Source organism: Variovorax sp. YR752 (genome assembly GCF_943372545.1).
Map to the genome: position 1 here is coordinate 1 of NZ_CALRZC010000176.1, position 17,733 is coordinate 17,733.

Annotated in this window: 17 protein-coding genes and 1 pseudogene; all 18 read right to left on the bottom strand. The window is 70.8% G+C overall.

Going from position 1 to position 17,733, the window contains the following annotated elements; all coding sequences use genetic code 11:
* On the bottom strand, positions 1 to 1,066 hold a 1,066-nt coding region (locus tag AAG801_RS30160), incomplete at its 3' end, for a glycosyltransferase family 4 protein (protein WP_341891691.1).
* Positions 1,067 to 1,076: 10 nt separating this feature from the next.
* Entirely contained in the window at positions 1,077 to 2,177 is a 1,101-nt protein-coding gene (locus AAG801_RS30165; RefSeq protein WP_341891692.1) for a glycosyltransferase, read from the bottom strand.
* Entirely contained in the window at positions 2,174 to 3,655 is a 1,482-nt protein-coding gene (locus AAG801_RS30170) for an oligosaccharide flippase family protein (protein ID WP_341891693.1), read from the bottom strand. The genes AAG801_RS30165 and AAG801_RS30170 overlap by 4 nt, the downstream gene beginning before the upstream one ends.
* Positions 3,656 to 3,666: 11 nt before the next feature.
* Positions 3,667 to 4,440: an FkbM family methyltransferase gene (locus tag AAG801_RS30175; protein WP_341891694.1), complete on the bottom strand. Its 774-nt coding sequence runs from the start codon at positions 4,438 to 4,440 to the stop codon at positions 3,667 to 3,669.
* A 4-nt stretch (positions 4,441 to 4,444) separates the two neighbouring features.
* Complete coding sequence (locus AAG801_RS30180; protein WP_341891695.1) at positions 4,445 to 5,443, bottom strand: GDP-L-fucose synthase; 999 nt, start codon at positions 5,441 to 5,443, stop codon at positions 4,445 to 4,447.
* 4 nt (positions 5,444 to 5,447) lie between these two features.
* Positions 5,448 to 6,578, bottom strand: coding sequence for a GDP-mannose 4,6-dehydratase (gmd, locus tag AAG801_RS30185; protein ID WP_341891696.1), 1,131 nt, complete (start codon positions 6,576 to 6,578; stop codon positions 5,448 to 5,450).
* Between the two features lie 16 nt (positions 6,579 to 6,594).
* The gene (gene epsI, locus AAG801_RS30190) at positions 6,595 to 7,278 is read right to left on the bottom strand and encodes an exosortase-associated protein EpsI, B-type (RefSeq protein ID WP_341891697.1); all 684 of its coding nucleotides are present in this window, start codon (positions 7,276 to 7,278) and stop codon (positions 6,595 to 6,597) included.
* The gene (gene xrtB / locus AAG801_RS30195) at positions 7,275 to 8,183 is read right to left on the bottom strand and encodes an exosortase B (protein ID WP_341891698.1); all 909 of its coding nucleotides are present in this window, start codon (positions 8,181 to 8,183) and stop codon (positions 7,275 to 7,277) included. The genes epsI and xrtB overlap by 4 nt, the downstream gene beginning before the upstream one ends.
* A 1-nt stretch (position 8,184) precedes the next feature.
* A complete protein-coding gene (locus tag AAG801_RS30200) occupies positions 8,185 to 9,105 on the bottom strand; it encodes a polysaccharide biosynthesis tyrosine autokinase (RefSeq protein ID WP_341891699.1) in 921 nt (306 codons plus the stop codon).
* 24 nt (positions 9,106 to 9,129) lie between these two features.
* Positions 9,130 to 10,566, bottom strand: coding sequence for a chain length determinant protein EpsF (gene epsF / locus AAG801_RS30205; protein WP_341891700.1), 1,437 nt, complete (start codon positions 10,564 to 10,566; stop codon positions 9,130 to 9,132).
* A 19-nt stretch (positions 10,567 to 10,585) separates the two neighbouring features.
* Positions 10,586 to 11,419, bottom strand: coding sequence for a polysaccharide export protein EpsE (epsE, locus tag AAG801_RS30210; RefSeq protein WP_341891701.1), 834 nt, complete (start codon positions 11,417 to 11,419; stop codon positions 10,586 to 10,588).
* A gap of 2 nt (positions 11,420 to 11,421) precedes the next feature.
* Entirely contained in the window at positions 11,422 to 12,420 is a 999-nt protein-coding gene (locus tag AAG801_RS30215; protein ID WP_341891702.1) for an EpsD family peptidyl-prolyl cis-trans isomerase, read from the bottom strand.
* A gap of 116 nt (positions 12,421 to 12,536) precedes the next feature.
* A complete protein-coding gene (locus AAG801_RS30220) occupies positions 12,537 to 13,181 on the bottom strand; it encodes a hypothetical protein (RefSeq protein WP_341891703.1) in 645 nt (214 codons plus the stop codon).
* Positions 13,151 to 13,651 carry an exosortase/archaeosortase family protein gene (locus tag AAG801_RS30225; RefSeq protein ID WP_341891704.1) on the bottom strand — a complete coding sequence of 167 codons (501 nt, stop codon included), beginning with the start codon at positions 13,649 to 13,651 and terminating at the stop codon, positions 13,151 to 13,153. The genes AAG801_RS30220 and AAG801_RS30225 overlap by 31 nt, the downstream gene beginning before the upstream one ends.
* Positions 13,644 to 14,612 (bottom strand): trypsin-like peptidase domain-containing protein, encoded by a 969-nt coding sequence (locus AAG801_RS30230; protein WP_341891705.1) that lies wholly within the window; start codon positions 14,610 to 14,612, stop codon positions 13,644 to 13,646. The genes AAG801_RS30225 and AAG801_RS30230 overlap by 8 nt, the downstream gene beginning before the upstream one ends.
* Position 14,613: 1 nt before the next feature.
* A complete protein-coding gene (locus tag AAG801_RS30235) occupies positions 14,614 to 15,297 on the bottom strand; it encodes a PEP-CTERM sorting domain-containing protein (RefSeq protein WP_341891706.1) in 684 nt (227 codons plus the stop codon).
* 11 nt (positions 15,298 to 15,308) lie between these two features.
* Positions 15,309 to 17,396, bottom strand: a complete 2,088-nt coding sequence (locus AAG801_RS30240; RefSeq protein ID WP_341891707.1) for a PhoX family phosphatase — start codon at positions 17,394 to 17,396, stop codon at positions 15,309 to 15,311.
* 198 nt (positions 17,397 to 17,594) lie between these two features.
* Positions 17,595 to 17,733: pseudogene (locus AAG801_RS30245) on the bottom strand (IS5/IS1182 family transposase); the annotation flags it as partial.

Below are 17,733 nucleotides of genomic sequence, written 5' to 3' on the forward strand. Positions count from 1 at the left end.
CGTCGGCGATCGCCCTCGCGTCGGTGACGTCGACCAGCAGTCCGCAGTGTCCATGCTGCAGCAGCCAGGGTACGGCGCCGCTGTGCCGTCCAGCGAGCACCGGCACCCCCAGCGCCATCGCCTCCGCCAGCACGAGGCCGAAGGATTCCTCGAGCGAGGGATGCAGCAGCGCGTCCAGCCTCGCCATGCGTCGCAGCAGCCGCTGCTGCGGCAGCTCGCCGACGAAACGAACGCCATCGTCGCAGTCGTGCAGCCGCGCCCAGGCCTGCGCCGGGCCGCCGCGGCCGAAGTCGGTGCCGTACAGCTCGAGTTCGACATCCTGGCGCCGCTGGCGCAGCAGCCGGAACGCTCGCAGCGCGCCGCGGCCGTTCTTCAGGCCGCTCCATCCATTGAGCACCACGCCGACACGCCGCGGCCCGGGCGGCGTGGCGGCCACGGCGGTCGGCGCGCCCAGCAGTACCGCCGGCAAGGGGTTCGGAATCGCCTCCACCGGGCGCCCGGCGAACTGCGCCACGCGGTGGGCCAGGCTGGGAGACACCGCGGTCAGCACGTCTGCTTCACGCATCACGCGGCGCGCAAGAAGGAAACGCCTCAGGCGGTACAGGCCGGGCATGTGGCGCAGCACTCGCCAGGGGTCGTCGTGCCCGGTCACCACCGAGGGCACGCGGGACTGGTCCAGCGCGGCAGCTGCGTACTCGTAGAACCAGTGGGCGTGCACGACGTCGAGCGCCTCTTCGCGCATCGCGTCGACCAGCCGCTCGCGTTCGATCCGAAACGCATCCACGGCCCGCCCCACGTGGCCGTGGCTCGGCCGCAGCGAATGCGGCCGCCCCTGACACAGGTACAGCGTGAACGGGCCGTGACCGAAGCGCAGCGTGGGCTGCGCGAGCGTCTCCGCATAGACCAGCGTGAACGCGACGACCTCGTGGCCGCGGGCGATCAGCGCGGTGATCAGAGAGCCCAGCATCGGTGCGCTGGAGGGGCCGCGCGGCGTGCCTGGCGGCAGCGTGGGCAGCAGGTGCGCCACGCTGTCGGTGGCGATGGGGCCGAGGATGCCGATGCGCATGCTGGTGGCCTCAGTGCGCGGCCAGACGCTCGGCGAACATGCCGGCGACGGCGAGCAGCAAGTCGCGATAGACGCGGCGTGCGCTCAGACGCTCGCGGGCGAATGCCTGCGCACGTTCGCCGAGGTCGATCAGCTCGTCGCGCGGCCGGCTGAGCAGCAGGTCGACGATGTCGGCCAGTTCGTCCACGCTGCCCGCATGAAGCAGCCCGCAGCCAGGTGGAAACAGCTGCTCGTAGCCTGGCTGTCGATTGGTGACGTGCACGACGCCGGCCGCCATCGCGATCGGCACGCGGTCGGAGAAGTAGCAGGGCACCTGGTCGAAGTGGTCCCAGCTGACGGTCAGCCAGGCCTCGCGGATGGCCAGCTCCTGCTGGTCGAAGGGCAACGGGCCGCGCGCGTACGGGCGATTGCCCCAGTTGCCGCCGTGCACGACGAAGCGCTCGCCCAGCCGGCGATGCAGCGCTTCGGCCAGCGCGAAGCGCTCGCGCGCTCCGGGCATGTCGCGCAGCGGCACACGGGAGGTCACGCGGTTGCCGATCATCAGTGCGTCGAATCGGCGAGACGGGGTCGGCGTCCAGGGCTGGTCGCAGCGCCGCGAATCGAACGAGTGCGGCGCGTAGACGATGCGGCGCGCGCCGTGGGCGCGAAACAGCGCGGCCAGCTCGCCGAGACCGACCAGCGACACCACGTCGGCCTCGGCGGCCAGCGCACGCACCGGCGCAGGCAGCGGCTTGACCCAGCGGCCGAACACGTCGCCCTCGTGGTAGACCAGCACCGCCGACCCGATCACCTCGCGCAAGCGGCGCAGGAAACCGGCGTCGACCGGAAAGCGCCCGACGTGCTGCCAGATCACCACGTCAGGGCGCTGTTCACTGGCGACGCGCAGCAACTGCTCGAGGCAGGCCGACATGCCGTGGCTCGCCGCCTCGTGGAGAAACGGATAGGCCGTGTAGGCGGACAGTTCACCGCCGGCGAGCATGGTGTCGAAGGCCTCGCGCGGGCCGACCTGGAAGCCGACCTGCTCCTCGTTGGGCAGGTGCAGCAGGCGCAGCGGCCGCCACGGCATGCCGCCACCCGCCATGTGCAGCGGGGCCAACATCCGCGCGTTCATGCTCCCGCTTCCCGGCGCAGCCAGCGCGGCCGGTGCCGACCGGCCAGTTCGGCAGCGCCGCTGCCCGCCATCCAGCGCGACCACAGCAGCGCGCCCGCGGCCAGCGCGAGCAAGGCAGCCGGTGCACCGGCCGCGGCCTGCAGCAGCGCAGGCCCGTCGCGCAGCGGCATCAGCAGCATGCAGCCCACCGCGTAGGCCAGCGCCCCGGTGGCCAGGGTGCTGGCCAGCACGCGCAGCAGTTCGCCGGTGCGGCAGCCCAGCGCGCGGCCGACCAGCAGGCCATAGGCGAGCAGCCGCAGCACCTCGCCGGCCACCAGCGCCCAGGCCACGCCGACCAGCCCGTGCTGGCGCCAGGCGAGCATCAACGCGGCAATCAGCAGCAGGGTCGCCAGCTGGATGCGCATCTTCAGCGCGAGCAGTGCGGTGGCATCGCAGACGGTGCCGGCCAGCGTCGACATGAAGATGAATGGCACCGACAGCGACAGCACTTCCACCACGGGCACGGCCGCTGACCACTGGCGGCCGAGCAGCACCGCCACCAGCGGTTCGGCGACTGCCGCGATGCTCAGCGTGAGCGCCGCGCCCATCAGCCCGATGGCCGACAGCGCGAGCAGGAACAGTGCTGCCAGCCGTGAGCGGTCGCCCTGCAACTGGCTGAGCAGCGGGAAGAGCACGCGGGCCACCACGCCGGTGGCCTTCTCGACCGGCAGGTTGGTCAGCAGCCAGGCGCGGCTGAACACGCCCAGCGCCGGTGCGCCGAGCAGCCGGCCGATCGCCGCTCCGGGCAGGTTGGCACTGAGGAACTCGAGCAGGCCGACCGCGGAGAACGCCGAGCCGTAGCTCAGCAGCTCGCGGCCTTCGACCGACAGGCGCGGCCGCAGCGAGTGGCGCTCCAGCGCATAGGCCATCGCCCAGGTCAGCGCGCTCTGCGCCAGCGTGGCGCCGACCAGGGCCCAGACCCCGGCATGCAGGCCGGCGAGCAGCACGCCGACCGCACCGTAGCCGAGGATGTAGGCCAGCGTCTCGATCACGGCGATCGACTTGAAGCGCAGCCCGCGGCGCAGCAGCGCGATCGGTAGCGCGCCGAGCGACACCAGCAGCAGGTTCGGCGCGAGGCCGGCCAGCACGGCGGCAAGTGCCGGGTCGAGGAAGAAGGCGGCGAGCAGCGGTGCCGCGAGGAGCATGGCCGCCGTCGCCAGCGTGCCGATGGCCAGGGTCAGCCCCAGCGCCGCTTCGACGTGGCGACGCTGCAGCTCCCGACGCTGCACCAGCGCCGCCGCCAGGCCGGCCTGCGAGGCGTAGGCGAACAGGCGCATCACGATGATCGCCATCGCCATCAGGCCGAATGCCGCCGGCTCGAGAAGACGCGCCATCACGGCCGTGAAGCCGAGCTGCGCCGCCACGTTGACGACCATGCTGGCCAGACCCCAGCGCATGCCGCTGGCGGCGCTGGCCGCGCGTGACGGGATGGCGGTCATCGAAGGCGCGTTCACTGGGCAGCGGTTCCGGCGGTGCTGCGCCAGGCGACCACTGTGTCCCAGTGCCTTGCGTCCTTGGCCGCCTGGAAGCCGTGCTCGCGCAGCAGCGCCATCAGTTCTGGCGCCTTGAGCGTGCCATGCAGCTCGATGCTGATCTGCTCGACACGCTGCAGCCAGCCGAGCTCACCTCGCTCGAACAGATCCTTCTCGGCACCCTCGATGTCGAGCTTCACGTAGTCGGCGCGCGAGACGCCGCAACGGTCCAGCAGCGTGCCCATGGTCAGTGCCTCGACACTGCGCTGCGCCGCACCGCCGCTGCCGACCGCAAAGGCATCGGCGTCGGCGCTGGCGTCGTAACGCACTTCGCCGTCCTCGCACCAGACCGCCGCACGGAGCAGTTGCACGTTGCCCAGCCCCTCGACATTGCGGCTGGCCAGCGCATGGTTGTCCGCGTCCATCTCGACACCGATCAGCCGCGCGTCGGGATGGTGATGGCGGAAATCGACCAGTGTGTAGCCGACGTTCGCGCCGATGTCGAGGATCGTCGGGCGCGGCGGAAGCGGCTGCAGCGGCCGGTGGAAGCCCTTGACGAAGCAGCTCACCAGCGTCGGGTAGTCGGTCGTGCCGTTGCGCATCCACACGGCGCCGCAGGCGTTGTAGCGAAGGTGCACGGGCCGCGGCTTGCTGCCGCCGGACCAGCGGGCCGCCTCGAGCCCGAGATAGCGGCCCAGGCTGCCGCACAGGCTCAGGCCCGTGCTGACACGTCGAACGGCCTTGCCGAGCACGGCCTCACCCCGCCTCGTGGGCGACCGCGGGCGCGCCGAAGGCGTCCGCATACGCCGTCGCCAACCCCTCGCGCAGCCCCACCCGGTGGCGCCAGCCCAGCGCGTGCAGGCGGCTGACGTCGAGCAGCTTGCGCGGCGTGCCGTCGGGCCGGCTGGTGTCGAACTGCACCTCGCCGCGGTAGCCGACGGTGTGGGCGATCAGGTCGACCAGTTCGCGGATGCTCAAGTCTTCGCCGGTGCCGATGTTGACCAGCGGCGGCTCGAAGCGGCCGCTGGCCGCCTCGTCGCTGCCCAGCAGCGTGTCGAAGCGCGCATCGGGCAGGTTCATCAGGTGCACGCAGGCATCGGCCATGTCGTCGCTGAACAGGAACTCGCGGCGCGGCGTGCCGCTGCCCCACACCGCCACGCTGGGCGCGGCGCCGAGCCGGGCTTCGTGGAAGCGGCGCAGCAGCCCCGGGATCACGTGCGAGTTGACCGGGTGGTAGTTGTCGCCCGGGCCGTAGAGGTTGGTCGGCATCGCCGCGAGGAAGCGCGTGCCGTGCTGGCGGTTGTGGCTCCAGCACAGCTCGATGCCGGCGATCTTGGCCAGCGCGTAGGCGCGGTTGGTCGGCTCCAGCGGCCCGGTGAGCAGGCTGTCCTCGCGCAGCGGCTGCGGCGCCAGCCGTGGATAGATGCAGCTCGAGCCGAGGAACAGCAGCCGGCGCACACCGTGCCGGTGCGCCGCGCCGATCACGCTGCCCTGGATGGCCAGGTTGTCGGCGATGAAGTCGGCCGGGTAGGCGTTGTTGGCATGGATGCCGCCGACCTTGGCCGCGGCCAGGAACACGTAGGCCGGCTTCTCGACCGCGTAGAAGTCGTCGGTGGCTTGCGCATCGGCGAGGTCCAGCTCGGCGTGGCTGCGCAGCAGCAGCTTCGTGTGGCCTGCGGCCTGCAGCCGGCGCACGATGGCCGAGCCGACCAGGCCGCGGTGGCCGGCGACATGGATGGGGGCGTCGAGGTTCATCTCATCACTCGTGGTAGTCGTAGGCCGCGAAGCCGGCCAGCTTGACCAGGCTGTCGCGACGCGCGGCGGTGTAGTCGGCCTCGACCATCTCGCGCACCAGGCTGTCGAAGTCGGTCGCCGGGCTCCAGCCGAGGCGTTCGCGGGCGCGGGTCGGGTCGCCGAGCAGGGTCTCCACTTCGGTCGGGCGGAAGTAGCGTGGATCGACACGAACGACCGTGTCGCCGGGTTTGCAGCGAGCCTTGTACTCGCCCTTCACCGCGGAGACCTTCTCCACCACGCCGACTTCGGCTGCGCCCTCGCCGCAGAATTCGATCTGCACGCCCAGCTCGGCGGCGGCCTTCTGCACGAACTGGCGCACGCTGTACTGCACGCCGGTGGCGATGACGAAGTCCTCGGCGCGTTCCTGCTGCAACATCAGCCACTGCGCCTCGACGTAGTCGCGCGCATGGCCCCAGTCGCGCAGCGCCGACAGGTTGCCCAGGTGCAGGCAGTCCTGCAGGCCCAGCGCGATGCGGGCCACCGCGCGGGTGATCTTGCGCGTCACGAAGGTCTCGCCGCGCAGCGGGCTCTCGTGGTTGAACAGGATGCCGTTGCAGGCGTACATGCCGTAGGCCTCGCGGTAGTTCACCGTGATCCAGTAGCCGTACAGCTTGGCCACCGCGTAAGGGCTGCGCGGGTAGAACGGCGTGCTCTCGCGCTGCGGCACTTCCTGCACCAGGCCGTACAGCTCCGAGGTGCTGGCCTGGTAGAAGCGCGTCTTCTTCTCCAGCCCGAGGATGCGGATCGCCTCCAGCAGGCGCAGCGTGCCGACGGCGTCGGCATTGGCGGTGTACTCCGGCTCCTCGAAGCTCACCGCCACGTGGCTCTGCGCGGCGAGGTTGTAGATCTCGTCGGGTTGCACCTGCTGCACGATGCGGATCAGGTTGGTGCTGTCGGTCAGGTCGCCGTAGTGCAGGATGAAGCGCGGATCGTCGACGTGCGGGTCCTGGTACAGATGGTCGATGCGGTCGGTGTTGAACAGCGAGGCGCGGCGCTTGATGCCGTGCACCTCGTAGCCCTTGGCGAGCAGCAGTTCCGACAGGTAGGCGCCGTCCTGGCCGGTCACGCCGGTGATGAGCGCTTTCTTGGTGGTCATGGCGATGAATGCGGGTTCAGAGCACGCCGAGCAGGCGCTTGCGGAAGTCGGGTCGCAGGGCCGAGAAGAATTCGTAGAGGAACTCGTCCTGGTTCTTGAAGGAGCGCGCCACGTCGTCGTCGACGGAGGAGACGCGCACCAGCATGCCGTCGGGGATGCGCCCGGTCAGGCCGTAGCGCAGCGTCGCCAGGCGGTGGCTGTAGCCGAAGGTGGCGAGGCTGTCGCCGATCACCAGCCAATAGCTGATCGGCTCGTTGCGCGGGCCGTTGCCGGCCACCAGGCGCTTGAGCGGCAGGATGCGTTCCGGCAGGTCGACGGACGCGTCGAAGGTGCTGCGCCGCACCGACAGGCCCTGCGCCGGGTAGCAGACTTCCGGCCGGTGCGTCTGCATCGAGCGGTCCTGCCGGCCGCCATAGGCCATCGACAGCATGATGCGGTAGCCGTTGGTGTTGCGGTACGTGCGCGCCAGCGTCTGCTCGTAGGTCTCGTCGACCACCTTCTGCAACTGAGGATCCGGCTGCAGCGGCAGGATGCTCGGATCGATGGTCCAGGTGCCGAAGCGGCGCGGCACCTCGAACTCGAGGCTCAGGTCCGGGCCCATGGCCTTGGCCTGCACGCGTGGCCGGGCGGCAATCGCCGCACCGGCAGCGGCAGCCATGCCCAGCAGTGCGAGTGCGGCCTTGCGGCGGCTGGCCATCATGCCGGCCTCCGACGCAGGAAACGCTGCAGCAGCGAGATCGAACCGTCGATGGCGATCAGCAGCAGCAGCGCGGCGACGAACAGCACGATGCCGGCGAAGCCGTGCACGAAACCCTGGCCGGCAGCGTCGCCGAAGTGGTACGTGACCAGCACCAGCACGATCACGCGGATCACGTTGGCGATGAAGGCCACCGGCACCACCAGCACCGCCAGCAGCACGTTGCGCCAGGCGGCTGCGTGGCCGGCAAAGTTCAGGTACAGCAGGCCCAGCGCCTCGAGCGTGAACATCGAGGTCAGCCCGGCGCACGCGTCGGCCACCAGCAGCTGGTACTGGCCGACCATCAGCACGACGCCCGAGCGCGCCACCGGGTAGCCGAGCTGGTACATGGCGCCTGCAGCCACGTAGGACACCGCCGATTTCAGCGGCGCCGTCAGCGCGGCGACCAGCTGGCCGGGCAGCGGCACCATGAAGATCAGGAAGAACAGCGGGAACCAGCACAGGCGCAGGCCCGCCAGGCCCTTGAACATCCACAGCAGCGCGCCCAGCACCACCGGCTGCGAGCCGACCTCGAACAGCCAGATGTTCTGCGAGCGCCCGACGGCGTAGAGCAGCAGGCCGAAGGCCAGCAACGTGATGCTGCCGGCGCTGGCGGCCACGTCGGGCAGCGCGGCGAGCCTGTCGCGCTTGGTGAACAGCAGGTACAGGCTGGCGATCAGGATGATCGGGCCCTGACCCTGCTCGTCGGTGACCCACAGCGTGCGTGACAGGTCGAGCCAGGTCGGCACGTACATCAGCAGCGCGCCGGCCAGCACCATGGCCAGCGCGGGCAGGTCCACGCCGATGGGAAGCAGATCGCCCAGCCTGCCGGAGCGGCGCGGGGCCGCGGTGGAGCTCGAGAGGGCCATCTCAGTGTTCGTTCAGCATCGCGCCGACGATGTGCGCCGGGCCTGCTCGAAGAAAGGCCATCAGCCCTTCCAGGCTACGCAGGTGCGAGCGCCCGGCGCGGGCCACCACCAGCGCGGCACCGCAGCGCGCGGCGATCACCGAACCGTCGGCGCCATGGCTGGCAGCCGGCGTGTCGACGACGATGTGGTCGAACTTGGCCTGCAGATCGTGCAGCAGCAGCGCAAAGGCGGGCCGCTCGACCAGCTCGAGCGGATTGGGCGCCAGCGTGCCGACCGGCAGCACGTACAGGCTGGGCAGCTCGGCGACCGGATGCACGACACGCGTCGTCTCGCGGCCGCTGAGGATGTGGCTCAGGCCGGTCGCGTTGTCGACGCCGAACAGCTTGTGCTGGCGCGGGCTGCGCATGTCGGCATCGAGCAGCAGCGTGCGCCCGCCGAGCTGGCTGAAGGCGATCGCCAGGTTGGCGGCGACGAAGGTCTTGCCGTCGCCCGGCTCGGCGCTGACCACCGCGATCGCCGGCTGCGGCTGGCCGTACGAGGCCAGGCGCATCACGACCTGGCTGCGCAGGCTGCGGAACACCTCGGCCTGAGGCGAGAAGGGGCGGGCGGCGCTGACCAGCTCACGGTCGAGCGCGCGGGTCAGCGCGGTCGGGTACTGGAACTGCTGGCTCAGTGCCCACATCACGTCGTCGTGGCGGATCAGCCCGAGCGCGATGGCCGACTCGCCGAACATCGTGCCATGCTGGCGCTGGTGGGAGAGTACGCGCTCGACCTGCTCGGCGCTGAGCTTGTGTGCCTCCTGGATGATGGAGCCGATGCTGCGGCCCTCGGGGTTCGAGGACGGGCGCAGCGGCACCGCGCCGGGGTTCGGCGCGGGCGGCCTGGCGCCCAGGGTCACGGGAGCGGTGGCGTCTTGGTACATGGTGTTGACGGTGTGCCGGCGGACTCAGGCACCGCCGGCGAGATCGGCCCAGCGTGGCTCGCCGCCGCGGCGGCGGCGCCAGAAGGCGAGCAAGGATCGGCTGCGCGACGGCGCCGCGCCGGCACGCGGCAGCATGGCGAGCAGCGGCAACTGCAGCGCGCCGGTGAGGTCTTCGCCGCTGCGCACGCGACGGTCGAGCATCTCGATGGCCACCGCTGCCGAGACACCGAGCAGCACGCCCAGGAAGGTGGCGGCGAGGAAGTTCATCAGCGGCCGCGGCGAGGAGGGCTCGACCGGGTCGGTGGCGGCGCTGAGCACCACGATGTTGGTCTGCGTGGTCTGGCTTTCCAGGCTGGTCAGGCTGCCGCGCGTCTGCACCGCGTCGTAGGCGCGCTGCGCATTCTCGACGTCGCGCGTCAGCACCGCCATGTCGTCGCGCAGGCCCTTGAGCTCGAGAACCTTGGCGCGCTGCGCCTCCAGCGCGGCGCGGGTCTGCGCCTCGCGCGAAAGGTTGATGGTGTTGCTGGTGCCCAGGCTGGTGCCGACCCGCTCGGTCTCCTGCTGCAGCTTGGTGCGCAGCTCGGCGAGGTTGGCGCGCAGCTCCACGACCTGCGGATGGGCGTCGCCGAAGCGCGCCGAAATCTCCTGCAGCCGTGCTTCCTGGCGCGACACGTCGGCGCGCAGGCCGGCCACCGCCGGGTTGTTGATCACGTCCTGCACGCGGCCTGCGTCGGCCTTGACCTGCGCGTCACGGCTGCGACTGTCCGCGGTGATTGCCTGCAGCGCGACCAGCTGGCTGCTCAACTCGTTCAGGCGTGCGGTCTCGACGTCGAGCCGCTCGTCGACCGCGATGATGCCCTTGTCCTTCTGGAACGCGGACAGCCGGCCCTGCGCCTGCTCCACGGCCTCGCGCAGCTGCTTGGCGCGTTCGTCGAAGAAGCCTGTGTACTGGCGCGCCGGCTCGACGCGCATCTCCAGAGTCACGTCCACGTAGGCCTGCGCGAATGCGTTGGCCAGCGCGGCAGCGAACTTCGGATCGACCGACTTGTAGCCAATGCCGATCACGTTCGACTCGCGCGAGGGCTTCACCTCCAGGCTGCCCTGCAGCAGGTCGGCCAGCCAGCGCTCGTAGCTGCCGGCGCCGCCGGTGGCTTCCATCCACTGGCCGCGCGTGGCCGGGTTCTCGGCCAGGCGCAGGCCCTTGACCACCTTCTGCGCGACGCGGTCGCTCTGGATCACGTCGACCTGCGTGGCCATGTAGGCCGGGCTCATCATTCCTGGCGAGATGCCGCCGGAGATCGGATCCGGCGTCTTCACGTCGAGCAGCACCGAGGCGCTGGCCGAGTACTTCTTCGGCAGCAGCAGGTTGAGCGCGGCCGCGATGCCCAGGGCCAGCAGCAGCGCGAGCAGCACGACGATCCAGCGTGCGCGCAGGATGGCGAAGAATTGTCCGAGGCTCATGGGTTCGATCCCGCCGGGGTCAGAACAGCGACTCGCGCACGTAGATCACGTCGCCGCCGCGCACGCGCTCGTCCATCGCCGGCTGCACGACCTCGAGCGTGCCCTCGCCGTTGCGGCGGTGCACGCGCAGGCCGCGCTCGGTGCCGCGCAGCGTCACGCCGCCGCCGGCGGCCAGGGCCTGCATCACCGTCATGTCGCGGTCGAGTCGCAGCGGCCCGGGGCGCTGCACCTCGCCGTAGATGTAGACCACCGGCGCGCGGTCGACGAACACGACGTCGCCGTTCTGCAGCGCCGGATCCTCGCCGCGCGAGGTGGCGGCATAGAGCGCGGGCAGGTCGATCTCGCGGCGCATCGGCTTGCCGTCGCGGCTGCCGCTGAGCGTGACGATGTCGCTGCCGCCCGGGGCGATGCCGCCGGCCTGCGCCAGCACCTCGCTCAGGCGCATGCCGACCATGTCGAGCGGGTAGCGGCCGGGGCGGTTGACCTGCCCTAGCACCGACACCTGGTGGCCGCGCACCTGCATCACCAGCACCGACACCTGCGGCTGCTTGAGGAAGTTGCCGTCGCGCAGGCCCTTGGTGATCGTCGCTTCAGCCTGCGCCACCGACTGGCCGCCCAGCCGCACTGCGCCGAGCAGCGGGTAGCTGACCGTGCCGCTCTCGCCGACACGTGCCTCGAGCGTCAGGTCCGGATTCTGGTAGACGGTGATGCGCAGCACGTCGCCGCTGGCAATGACGTAGTCACGCGCCGGATCGGCGGCGCGGGCCAGCGGTGCGGCGACGAGCAGCGACAACAGGACCCGCACGAGCCAGCGGCCCAGGCGCAGTGCGCCTGCGGAGTTCGGGGAGGCCACGGTCATTTCAGCCCCGACAGGCCCTTGCTGAGCGAGTCGGCGTCGATCGTGCCTGCCGATGCGGCCGGAGCCGCCGGGGCCGCTGTCGACAATGGCGGCGCGGCAGGGGCAGAGGCTGCGTCCGCCGCCGGCGCCGAGGCCGCCGACGCGGCGAAGCTGCCGACGTACTCGACGTGTGCGGCAGCGCGGATCGTGCGCAGGTCCTGCTCGACTGCCTTGCGGCGCCGCTCGACCATCAGGAACTGCTCGATCGCCGGGCGCGCCTGTTCCTCGGTGACCGGTGCGCTGCGCGACTGCACCAGCGTCAGCAGGCGGGCGCCGCCGGGCATCGGCAGCAGCACGGTCTGCCCGTCCTGCATCGCGGCGAAGCGATCGAGCAGCGCCAGCGGGAGGTTCTCCGCGGACACCGTGTTCTGCGAAGCGCGAGTCGACAGCTTCTCGGCCTTCAGGTGGTCGACGACCTGCTGCAGCGACTTGGACTGCGACATAACCTGCTGCAGCGCCGCGATCTGCTCCGCGGAACCATCGACCACCAGTTCCTGCAGCGAATAGATGCGGCGCTGGGCGAACAGCGCGGGCTTGCTGTCGTAGTAGGCCTTGATCTCGTCGGCGGCGGGCTTGGCGACGCTGTCGCCGACCTTGGAAACGTAGGCGCGCGCGACGATGTCGCGGCGCGCGGCCTCGAGTTCCTGCAGCACGCGCGGGTCGCGATCGAGCTTCTGCTCCTGCGCCTTCTGCACCGCCACCTCCTGGTCGATCAGTCGCTCCAGCACCTGGCGGCCTGCGGTCTCCGCCTGCTCCGGCTTGACGCCGGGCGTGCGCTGCATGACGAAGTTGATCTGGTGGACCGAGATCTCTTCCTTGTTGACCTTGGCGGCCACTTGCGAGGCCGGCTTGCCGGCCTCCTTGCCGCAGGCGGCGAGCGCGAGCAGCGCGACCGCGGACAGGGCATACAGCGCGCCGCGGGCGCAGCGCTGTCGAACGGGGGACGAGAGCATCATGGTGTGGATCGGCAGGCGCGGGGCCTGCACATCGCCGAAGGAGGGGTGCGCATTCGATGAGCCATTCGGCTCGTCGTTCGCAGGGCAGTCTAGGCAGGCGCTGTGACAACTCCGCGTCATGCGGGGCGGCGCGCGGGTGTCTCCATTCCCGCGTCTGCGGGGCCTCGCATGATCCGTCCGGCCCGCGGTCGTGCATGGTCCGAAAGAACCATGCCGAAGATGACGACAAGCGCCATGTCGCCGCCGTGCAGCACAAAGCGCGAGCACTCGACCAGCACGGCGCGCAGGCTGGGCTCGTCGAGTCCGGCCACGACGGTCGACCACATCTGGCCGGCCAGCACGACCGGTGCCGTCACGAGCGTCGCCGCGAGTCCCACGCAGGCGATCGCCAGCGTGCTGCGCCAACGTGGCGCCATGCCGATGTTCCAGCACAGCGCGCAGGCCAGCAAGGTCATCACGGCCAGCCGCTGCGTCTGGCGGGCGGGTGTGTGCGCCTCGAAGGCGAGGCCGGGCGCGAACACGCGGCCGCGCAGCACGACGTGCTCGCGAGTCACCGCGCGGGCCGACAGGCGCAGCGAGCCGGTCGCCGTCTCGAGGCCGATGCGTTCGACGGTGAACTCCGGCATCAGCCACTGCAGCACCGCCGCCTGCAGTGGGCGCGCCAAGGCCAGCACAGGGCTTGCGGCCAGCGCCAGCCACAGCGCCGCGCCGGCCGTCGTGGCAGCGAGGATCAGCCGCGTGCGCCGGCGCGCAGGTTCCATGCGAAGAAGCCCGCCACCGCGCCGAGCATCAGCAGCGGGCCCCACAAGGTGTGCAAGGCGTCGAACCCCTCGCGCCAGTGCCGGAAGGCGAGGTACAGCGCCAGCAGGCGCCACTGGTTCAGCGCCCAGATCAGCAACAGGCCGAGGCCGAGCATGGCGAGGCCGCGGCGCCAGCCCACCGGCGCAACGAGCACCGCGGGAACGTACAGCGCCATCACTTCGAAGCCGTCGCAGCCGGCCAGCAACTGCAGCCGCCCGCCAGGCCAGGTGAGCCTGGGGCCGCTGGCACGTACGGCGTCGGCGGGGAAGAGCAGGTCGATCAGGGCTGCTGCGGGCAGCGCGGTGGCGGTGTCGACCAGCCAGTGACTGGCACCGCCCGCGCGCAGCGAGCGATACGCCGCATGCGCCGCGCCATAGAGGATCACGAACAGGGCGATGCGGGCCCAGCGTGCGCCGCCTTGCTCACCCACGCGTCCGCTCCGGCCTGCGCAGCAGGGGAGACAGCAGGGCTGCGCCGAGCAGCCCGAGTGCCCAGGCCGGGGCCACCGGCACGTCGGCCGCGCTGAGCTGCGACAGCAGCATCACGCTGCCGTCGGTCTGCGCCTGCAGCCAGGCGAGGTAGGGCGCGTGCGCAAGCACCGGTCCGCCGCCGCCGCTGCCGAAGGTCGACGAGGCAGCGCCGTTGCCGAAGTTCAGCACCAGTGTCGACAAGCCGTACAGCGCCGGGCCGTTGCCCGTGTCGATGAACACCGGCGAGCCCGAGTCGCCGCTGGCCATGCAGGTCTCGATGGTGTTGCCCAGGGAGGCGCCACCCATCGGGCCGGTGCCGGCCGGGCCATCGAAGTCGCAGATCCAGAACGGGCTGCTGCGGCCGGAGGCATCGAGGCGGTCGGGCAACTGGTCGATCACGTTGCCGCCGCGCCGCTTGACGCTCGACGACGCGTTGGCCGTCGGCGTCGCCGAGCCGTTGCCCGAGGCGCCGTAGCCGACCATCGTCAGCTGTGCGCCGGTCGCGACCGGCGTGTCGGCGATCGGGTAGATCGCGGCGCCTGCGGGCGCGGGCTGCACCAGGCGCAGCACGCACAGGTCGTCGTAGGGAAACACCGTGCCGGGGTAGGTGGTCGATGTGGCCACCGTCATCGACAGCGGCGTCGCGCCCAGGTTGATCACCACGCGCAATGCCGATGCCGCCTGCCCGGCAGCGACGTGTGCGGCGGTGAGCACGTGCTGCGGCCCGATCATCACGCCACTGAAGGCCGATCCGCCGGCGACCACGCTGACCGCGCCCGACCAGGGCGACGCGGTGGTGTTCGCATCGACGCGGGCGGCCGGCGAGTCGGGCAACTCGCCGGCCATCAGTGCATGCGCCGGACCGGCCGATCCCCCGGCGGCCAGCGCCAGCGCAGCGCTCAGGCACTGGCGGCGCCGCAACTCAGTTCTCGCGGCGGCGGCGCGCCACCGCACCGAGCACACCCAGGCCGGCCATCAGCAGCGCCACCGAGCCGGGTTCCGGCACCGGCGCGAGCGTCAGGTTGTCGAGCACCGCGTACGGTCCCGACACCTCGAAGCGCGCGATCGCGTTGCTGTCCAGGCTGATGCCGAAGAACGAGCCGGCATTCAGCCCGCCCGGCGTCCACAGCGGCACGAAGTGGTCTTCCAGCAGCGTGCCCGAACCGTCGTAAGCCGCGATGTACAGCGGCAGCGGCAGGCCGCCGCCATAGACGAAGCTCGGGTCGAAGTTGAGGAAGCCGCCGACCGAGCCCTGCGGGATGGCGAGGTCGAACACCAGCGAGGCAGCGATGCCGTTCGCCTCGTCCTGGAAGGCGCCGTCGACACCGACGAAGGACGCACCGGTCCATTCGCCGTTGTCGCTCAGTGTCCAGGCGCCGTACGGTGCGCCGAACTGCAGCGGGCCGCCGAGTGTCGACACCTGCACGTCGGCGCCGATGGCGCCGCCGGTCTGCACGCTCGGCCCGCCGGTCACGTAGCTGGCAGCATCGTCGAAGTCGATCACCGAGGCGCCGCCCGGCGCCGTCGTGATCAGCGTGGCCTGGGCTGCGCCCTGCGCGGTGGCCAGCGCGGCGGCCAGCGCCGCGATGCGGAAGTGCTTGTTCATGGGCTGCTCCTTCAGGCGCCGATCACGCCGCCGTCGGCGCGGGTGATGACGATCGTGCCCGAGCGCGGGCGGGTCTTGTCGTCGCCCACCGGACCCTGGAATCCGTAGCCCTGGCTGCTCGGCCAGGCACCGACCTTGTTCGGGTACAGCGGGTCGGCCGGGTTGCTGTTGTCGCCCGAACCTTCGCCCGGGTGCTGGATGTTGACGAAGAAGGTGCGGTTGTCCGGCGTGGCGCTGATGCCGGTCACCTCGCAGCCCTTCGGCCCGGTCAGGAAGCGGCGGATCTCGCCGGTCACCGTGTTGGCCGCCAGCATCATGTTGTTGGGCATGTTGATGTAGCCGCCCGCGCCGGTACCGGTGCCCAGCGTGCCCGACGAGATGTCGGTCTGGATCCACAGCCGGCCCGACTTGTCGAACCACAGGCCGTCGGGGCTGCCGAAGTAGTCGCCGTTGATGTTGCCGGCCTGCGCCGTGCCGGCGTTGGCGGCCAGCGTCGGGTCGCCGGCGAGCACGAAGAGGTCCCACTCGAAGCTGAGCGCGGCCGGGTCGGCGCCGGCTTCCTGCCAGCGGATGATGTGGCCGTAGCGGTTGTTGGCGCGCGGGTTGGACTCGTCGACGGCGGCGGCGGTGCGGCCGCTGTTGTTGGTCAGCGTGCAGTAGATCTCTCCGGGCGCGGTCGGGTTGACGGCGATCCACTCCGGGCGGTCCATGCGCGTCGCGGCGACCAGGTCGGCCGCCTTGCGGGTATTGACCAGCAGGTCGCCGAGCGTCGCGAACGCGGCGCCCAGCGTCGGGTTGTCCAGCGTCAGCGGCAGCCACTGGCCGGTGCCCATGTTGTCGCCCACCGCGGCGCCGGCATCGAAGCGCGCCACGTACAGCGTGCCTTCGTCGAGCAGGTTCAGGTTGGCGGCGCGGTTGGTCGGGCTGTACTTGTTCTTCGTGACGAACTTGTAGATGTACTCGCCAGCCTGGTCGTCGCCCATGTAGATGACGATGCGGCCGTCGGCAGCGTAGGTGTACTCGGCACCTTCGTGCTTGATGCGGCCCAGCGCGGTGCGCTTGATCGGCGTCGCGTTCGGGTTGAACGGGTCGATCTCGACCACCCAGCCGAAGCGCAGCTGCTCGGTGGCGCCGCCGCCCTTCAGGTCGAAGCGGTCATCGTGGTGGTGCCAGTTGTAGCCGAAGCCGGCGGCGTTGAAGCCGTAGCGCGCCTCGATGCTGGTGGCAGCCGGCACATAGGTGGTGTCGTTGACCGGGTTGCCGGCAGCATCCAGCGTCTTGGCACCGAAGTAGCCGTTGACGTTCTCTTCGCAGGTCAGGTACGTGCCCCAGGGCGTGTAGCCGTTGGCGCAGTTGTTCAGCGTTCCGAAGCCGGTGGTGCCGGTGACGTTGACCGCCGGGCCGCTGAAGCGCACCGGCGTGTTGGTGGTGATGCGTCGCGCATAGCTCGACGGCCGCACGACCTGCCAGCCGGCGGCGTTCTTCTGCACCTCGACCACCGAGACCCCGTGCGCCGCCTGCGACTTGCGCACCTTGCCCAGATCCCAGTTCGCCATGCCGTCGTTGAACAGCAGGCCCTGGTCGACGTACTCGTGGTTCATCACCAGCAGGCCGCGCACGTTCGACAGGCCGGCGGTGGCGCCGGCGCCGCGCGCCGGGAAGGGGAAGAAGTGCATGCCGTCGTGGTGAGCGCCGGACTGCAGCTCCTGCTCGGCGGCGGTCTCGCTGGCGTCACCGCTCCAGGCCGGCGTACCGGCCGGCATGCCAGCCTTGCCGATCGGGTCGCCCCAGGCGTAGAGCACCTGCACGTTGTAGCCCGAGGGCACGACCACGGTGTCGTTGCCGGCCGCCGGCACGGACGAGAAGCCGAGTGTGACGCTGGCACCTGCGCCGGCGGCCTGCGCCGGCGTCGGCGTGGTCAGCGCGGGCACGCCGAAGAAGGTCAGTGCGGCAGCGCCGGCGCCGCTCTTCAGGAAGCCGCGGCGCGATTGCGCGGCTGCGACCACGCTGGCGAAGTCGGGGTGGCGGCTCGGGTTGACGGCGATGTCCTCGCTGTCTTCAGCGCGGGTCTCGTGGGCTTGCGTCGGCTGGCGATCCATGGGTTCTCCTGGGGGCGTGATGTCGCGGCAGCCGGATGTGGCTGCCATGTCTGGAAACACCGCCATGCTCACGATGCAATGTTCCGCAGCGATGGCTCGGCAGCTCGCCGCCATAGCTCCTTCGGGGCTCCCGTGCTGAACGGGCCATGGGCGGTCACGAAGCGACACCTGCGCGACACGATGCGCGTCTAGGGCGTGTTAACACAACCGCAAACCGTCGGCGATGAGCGCGAAGCTGATGAACGCGGTGAACATGACGTCGAGCTTCTCGAAGCGAGAGAAGATGCGCCGATAGCCCTTGAGGCGGCGGAACAGACGCTCGACCTCATTGCGCCGC

What these genes read in the sequence shown, in the direction of transcription:
- xrtB (WP_341891698.1), bottom strand. Translation starts at nt 8,183, where the DNA reads ATGGCCCTCTCGAGCTCCACCGCGGCCCCGCGCCGCTCCGGCAGGCTG.
- AAG801_RS30180 (WP_341891695.1), bottom strand. Translation starts at nt 5,443, where the DNA reads ATGAACCTCGACGCCCCCATCCATGTCGCCGGCCACCGCGGCCTGGTC.
- epsF (WP_341891700.1), bottom strand. Translation starts at nt 10,566, where the DNA reads ATGAGCCTCGGACAATTCTTCGCCATCCTGCGCGCACGCTGGATCGTC.
- AAG801_RS30170 (WP_341891693.1), bottom strand. Translation starts at nt 3,655, where the DNA reads ATGACCGCCATCCCGTCACGCGCGGCCAGCGCCGCCAGCGGCATGCGC.
- AAG801_RS30165 (WP_341891692.1), bottom strand. Translation starts at nt 2,177, where the DNA reads ATGAACGCGCGGATGTTGGCCCCGCTGCACATGGCGGGTGGCGGCATG.
- epsI (WP_341891697.1), bottom strand. Translation starts at nt 7,278, where the DNA reads ATGATGGCCAGCCGCCGCAAGGCCGCACTCGCACTGCTGGGCATGGCT.
- AAG801_RS30215 (WP_341891702.1), bottom strand. Translation starts at nt 12,420, where the DNA reads ATGATGCTCTCGTCCCCCGTTCGACAGCGCTGCGCCCGCGGCGCGCTG.
- AAG801_RS30220 (WP_341891703.1), bottom strand. Translation starts at nt 13,181, where the DNA reads ATGGAACCTGCGCGCCGGCGCACGCGGCTGATCCTCGCTGCCACGACG.
- AAG801_RS30235 (WP_341891706.1), bottom strand. Translation starts at nt 15,297, where the DNA reads ATGAACAAGCACTTCCGCATCGCGGCGCTGGCCGCCGCGCTGGCCACC.
- AAG801_RS30200 (WP_341891699.1), bottom strand. Translation starts at nt 9,105, where the DNA reads ATGTACCAAGACGCCACCGCTCCCGTGACCCTGGGCGCCAGGCCGCCC.
- gmd (WP_341891696.1), bottom strand. Translation starts at nt 6,578, where the DNA reads ATGACCACCAAGAAAGCGCTCATCACCGGCGTGACCGGCCAGGACGGC.
- AAG801_RS30240 (WP_341891707.1), bottom strand. Translation starts at nt 17,396, where the DNA reads ATGGATCGCCAGCCGACGCAAGCCCACGAGACCCGCGCTGAAGACAGC.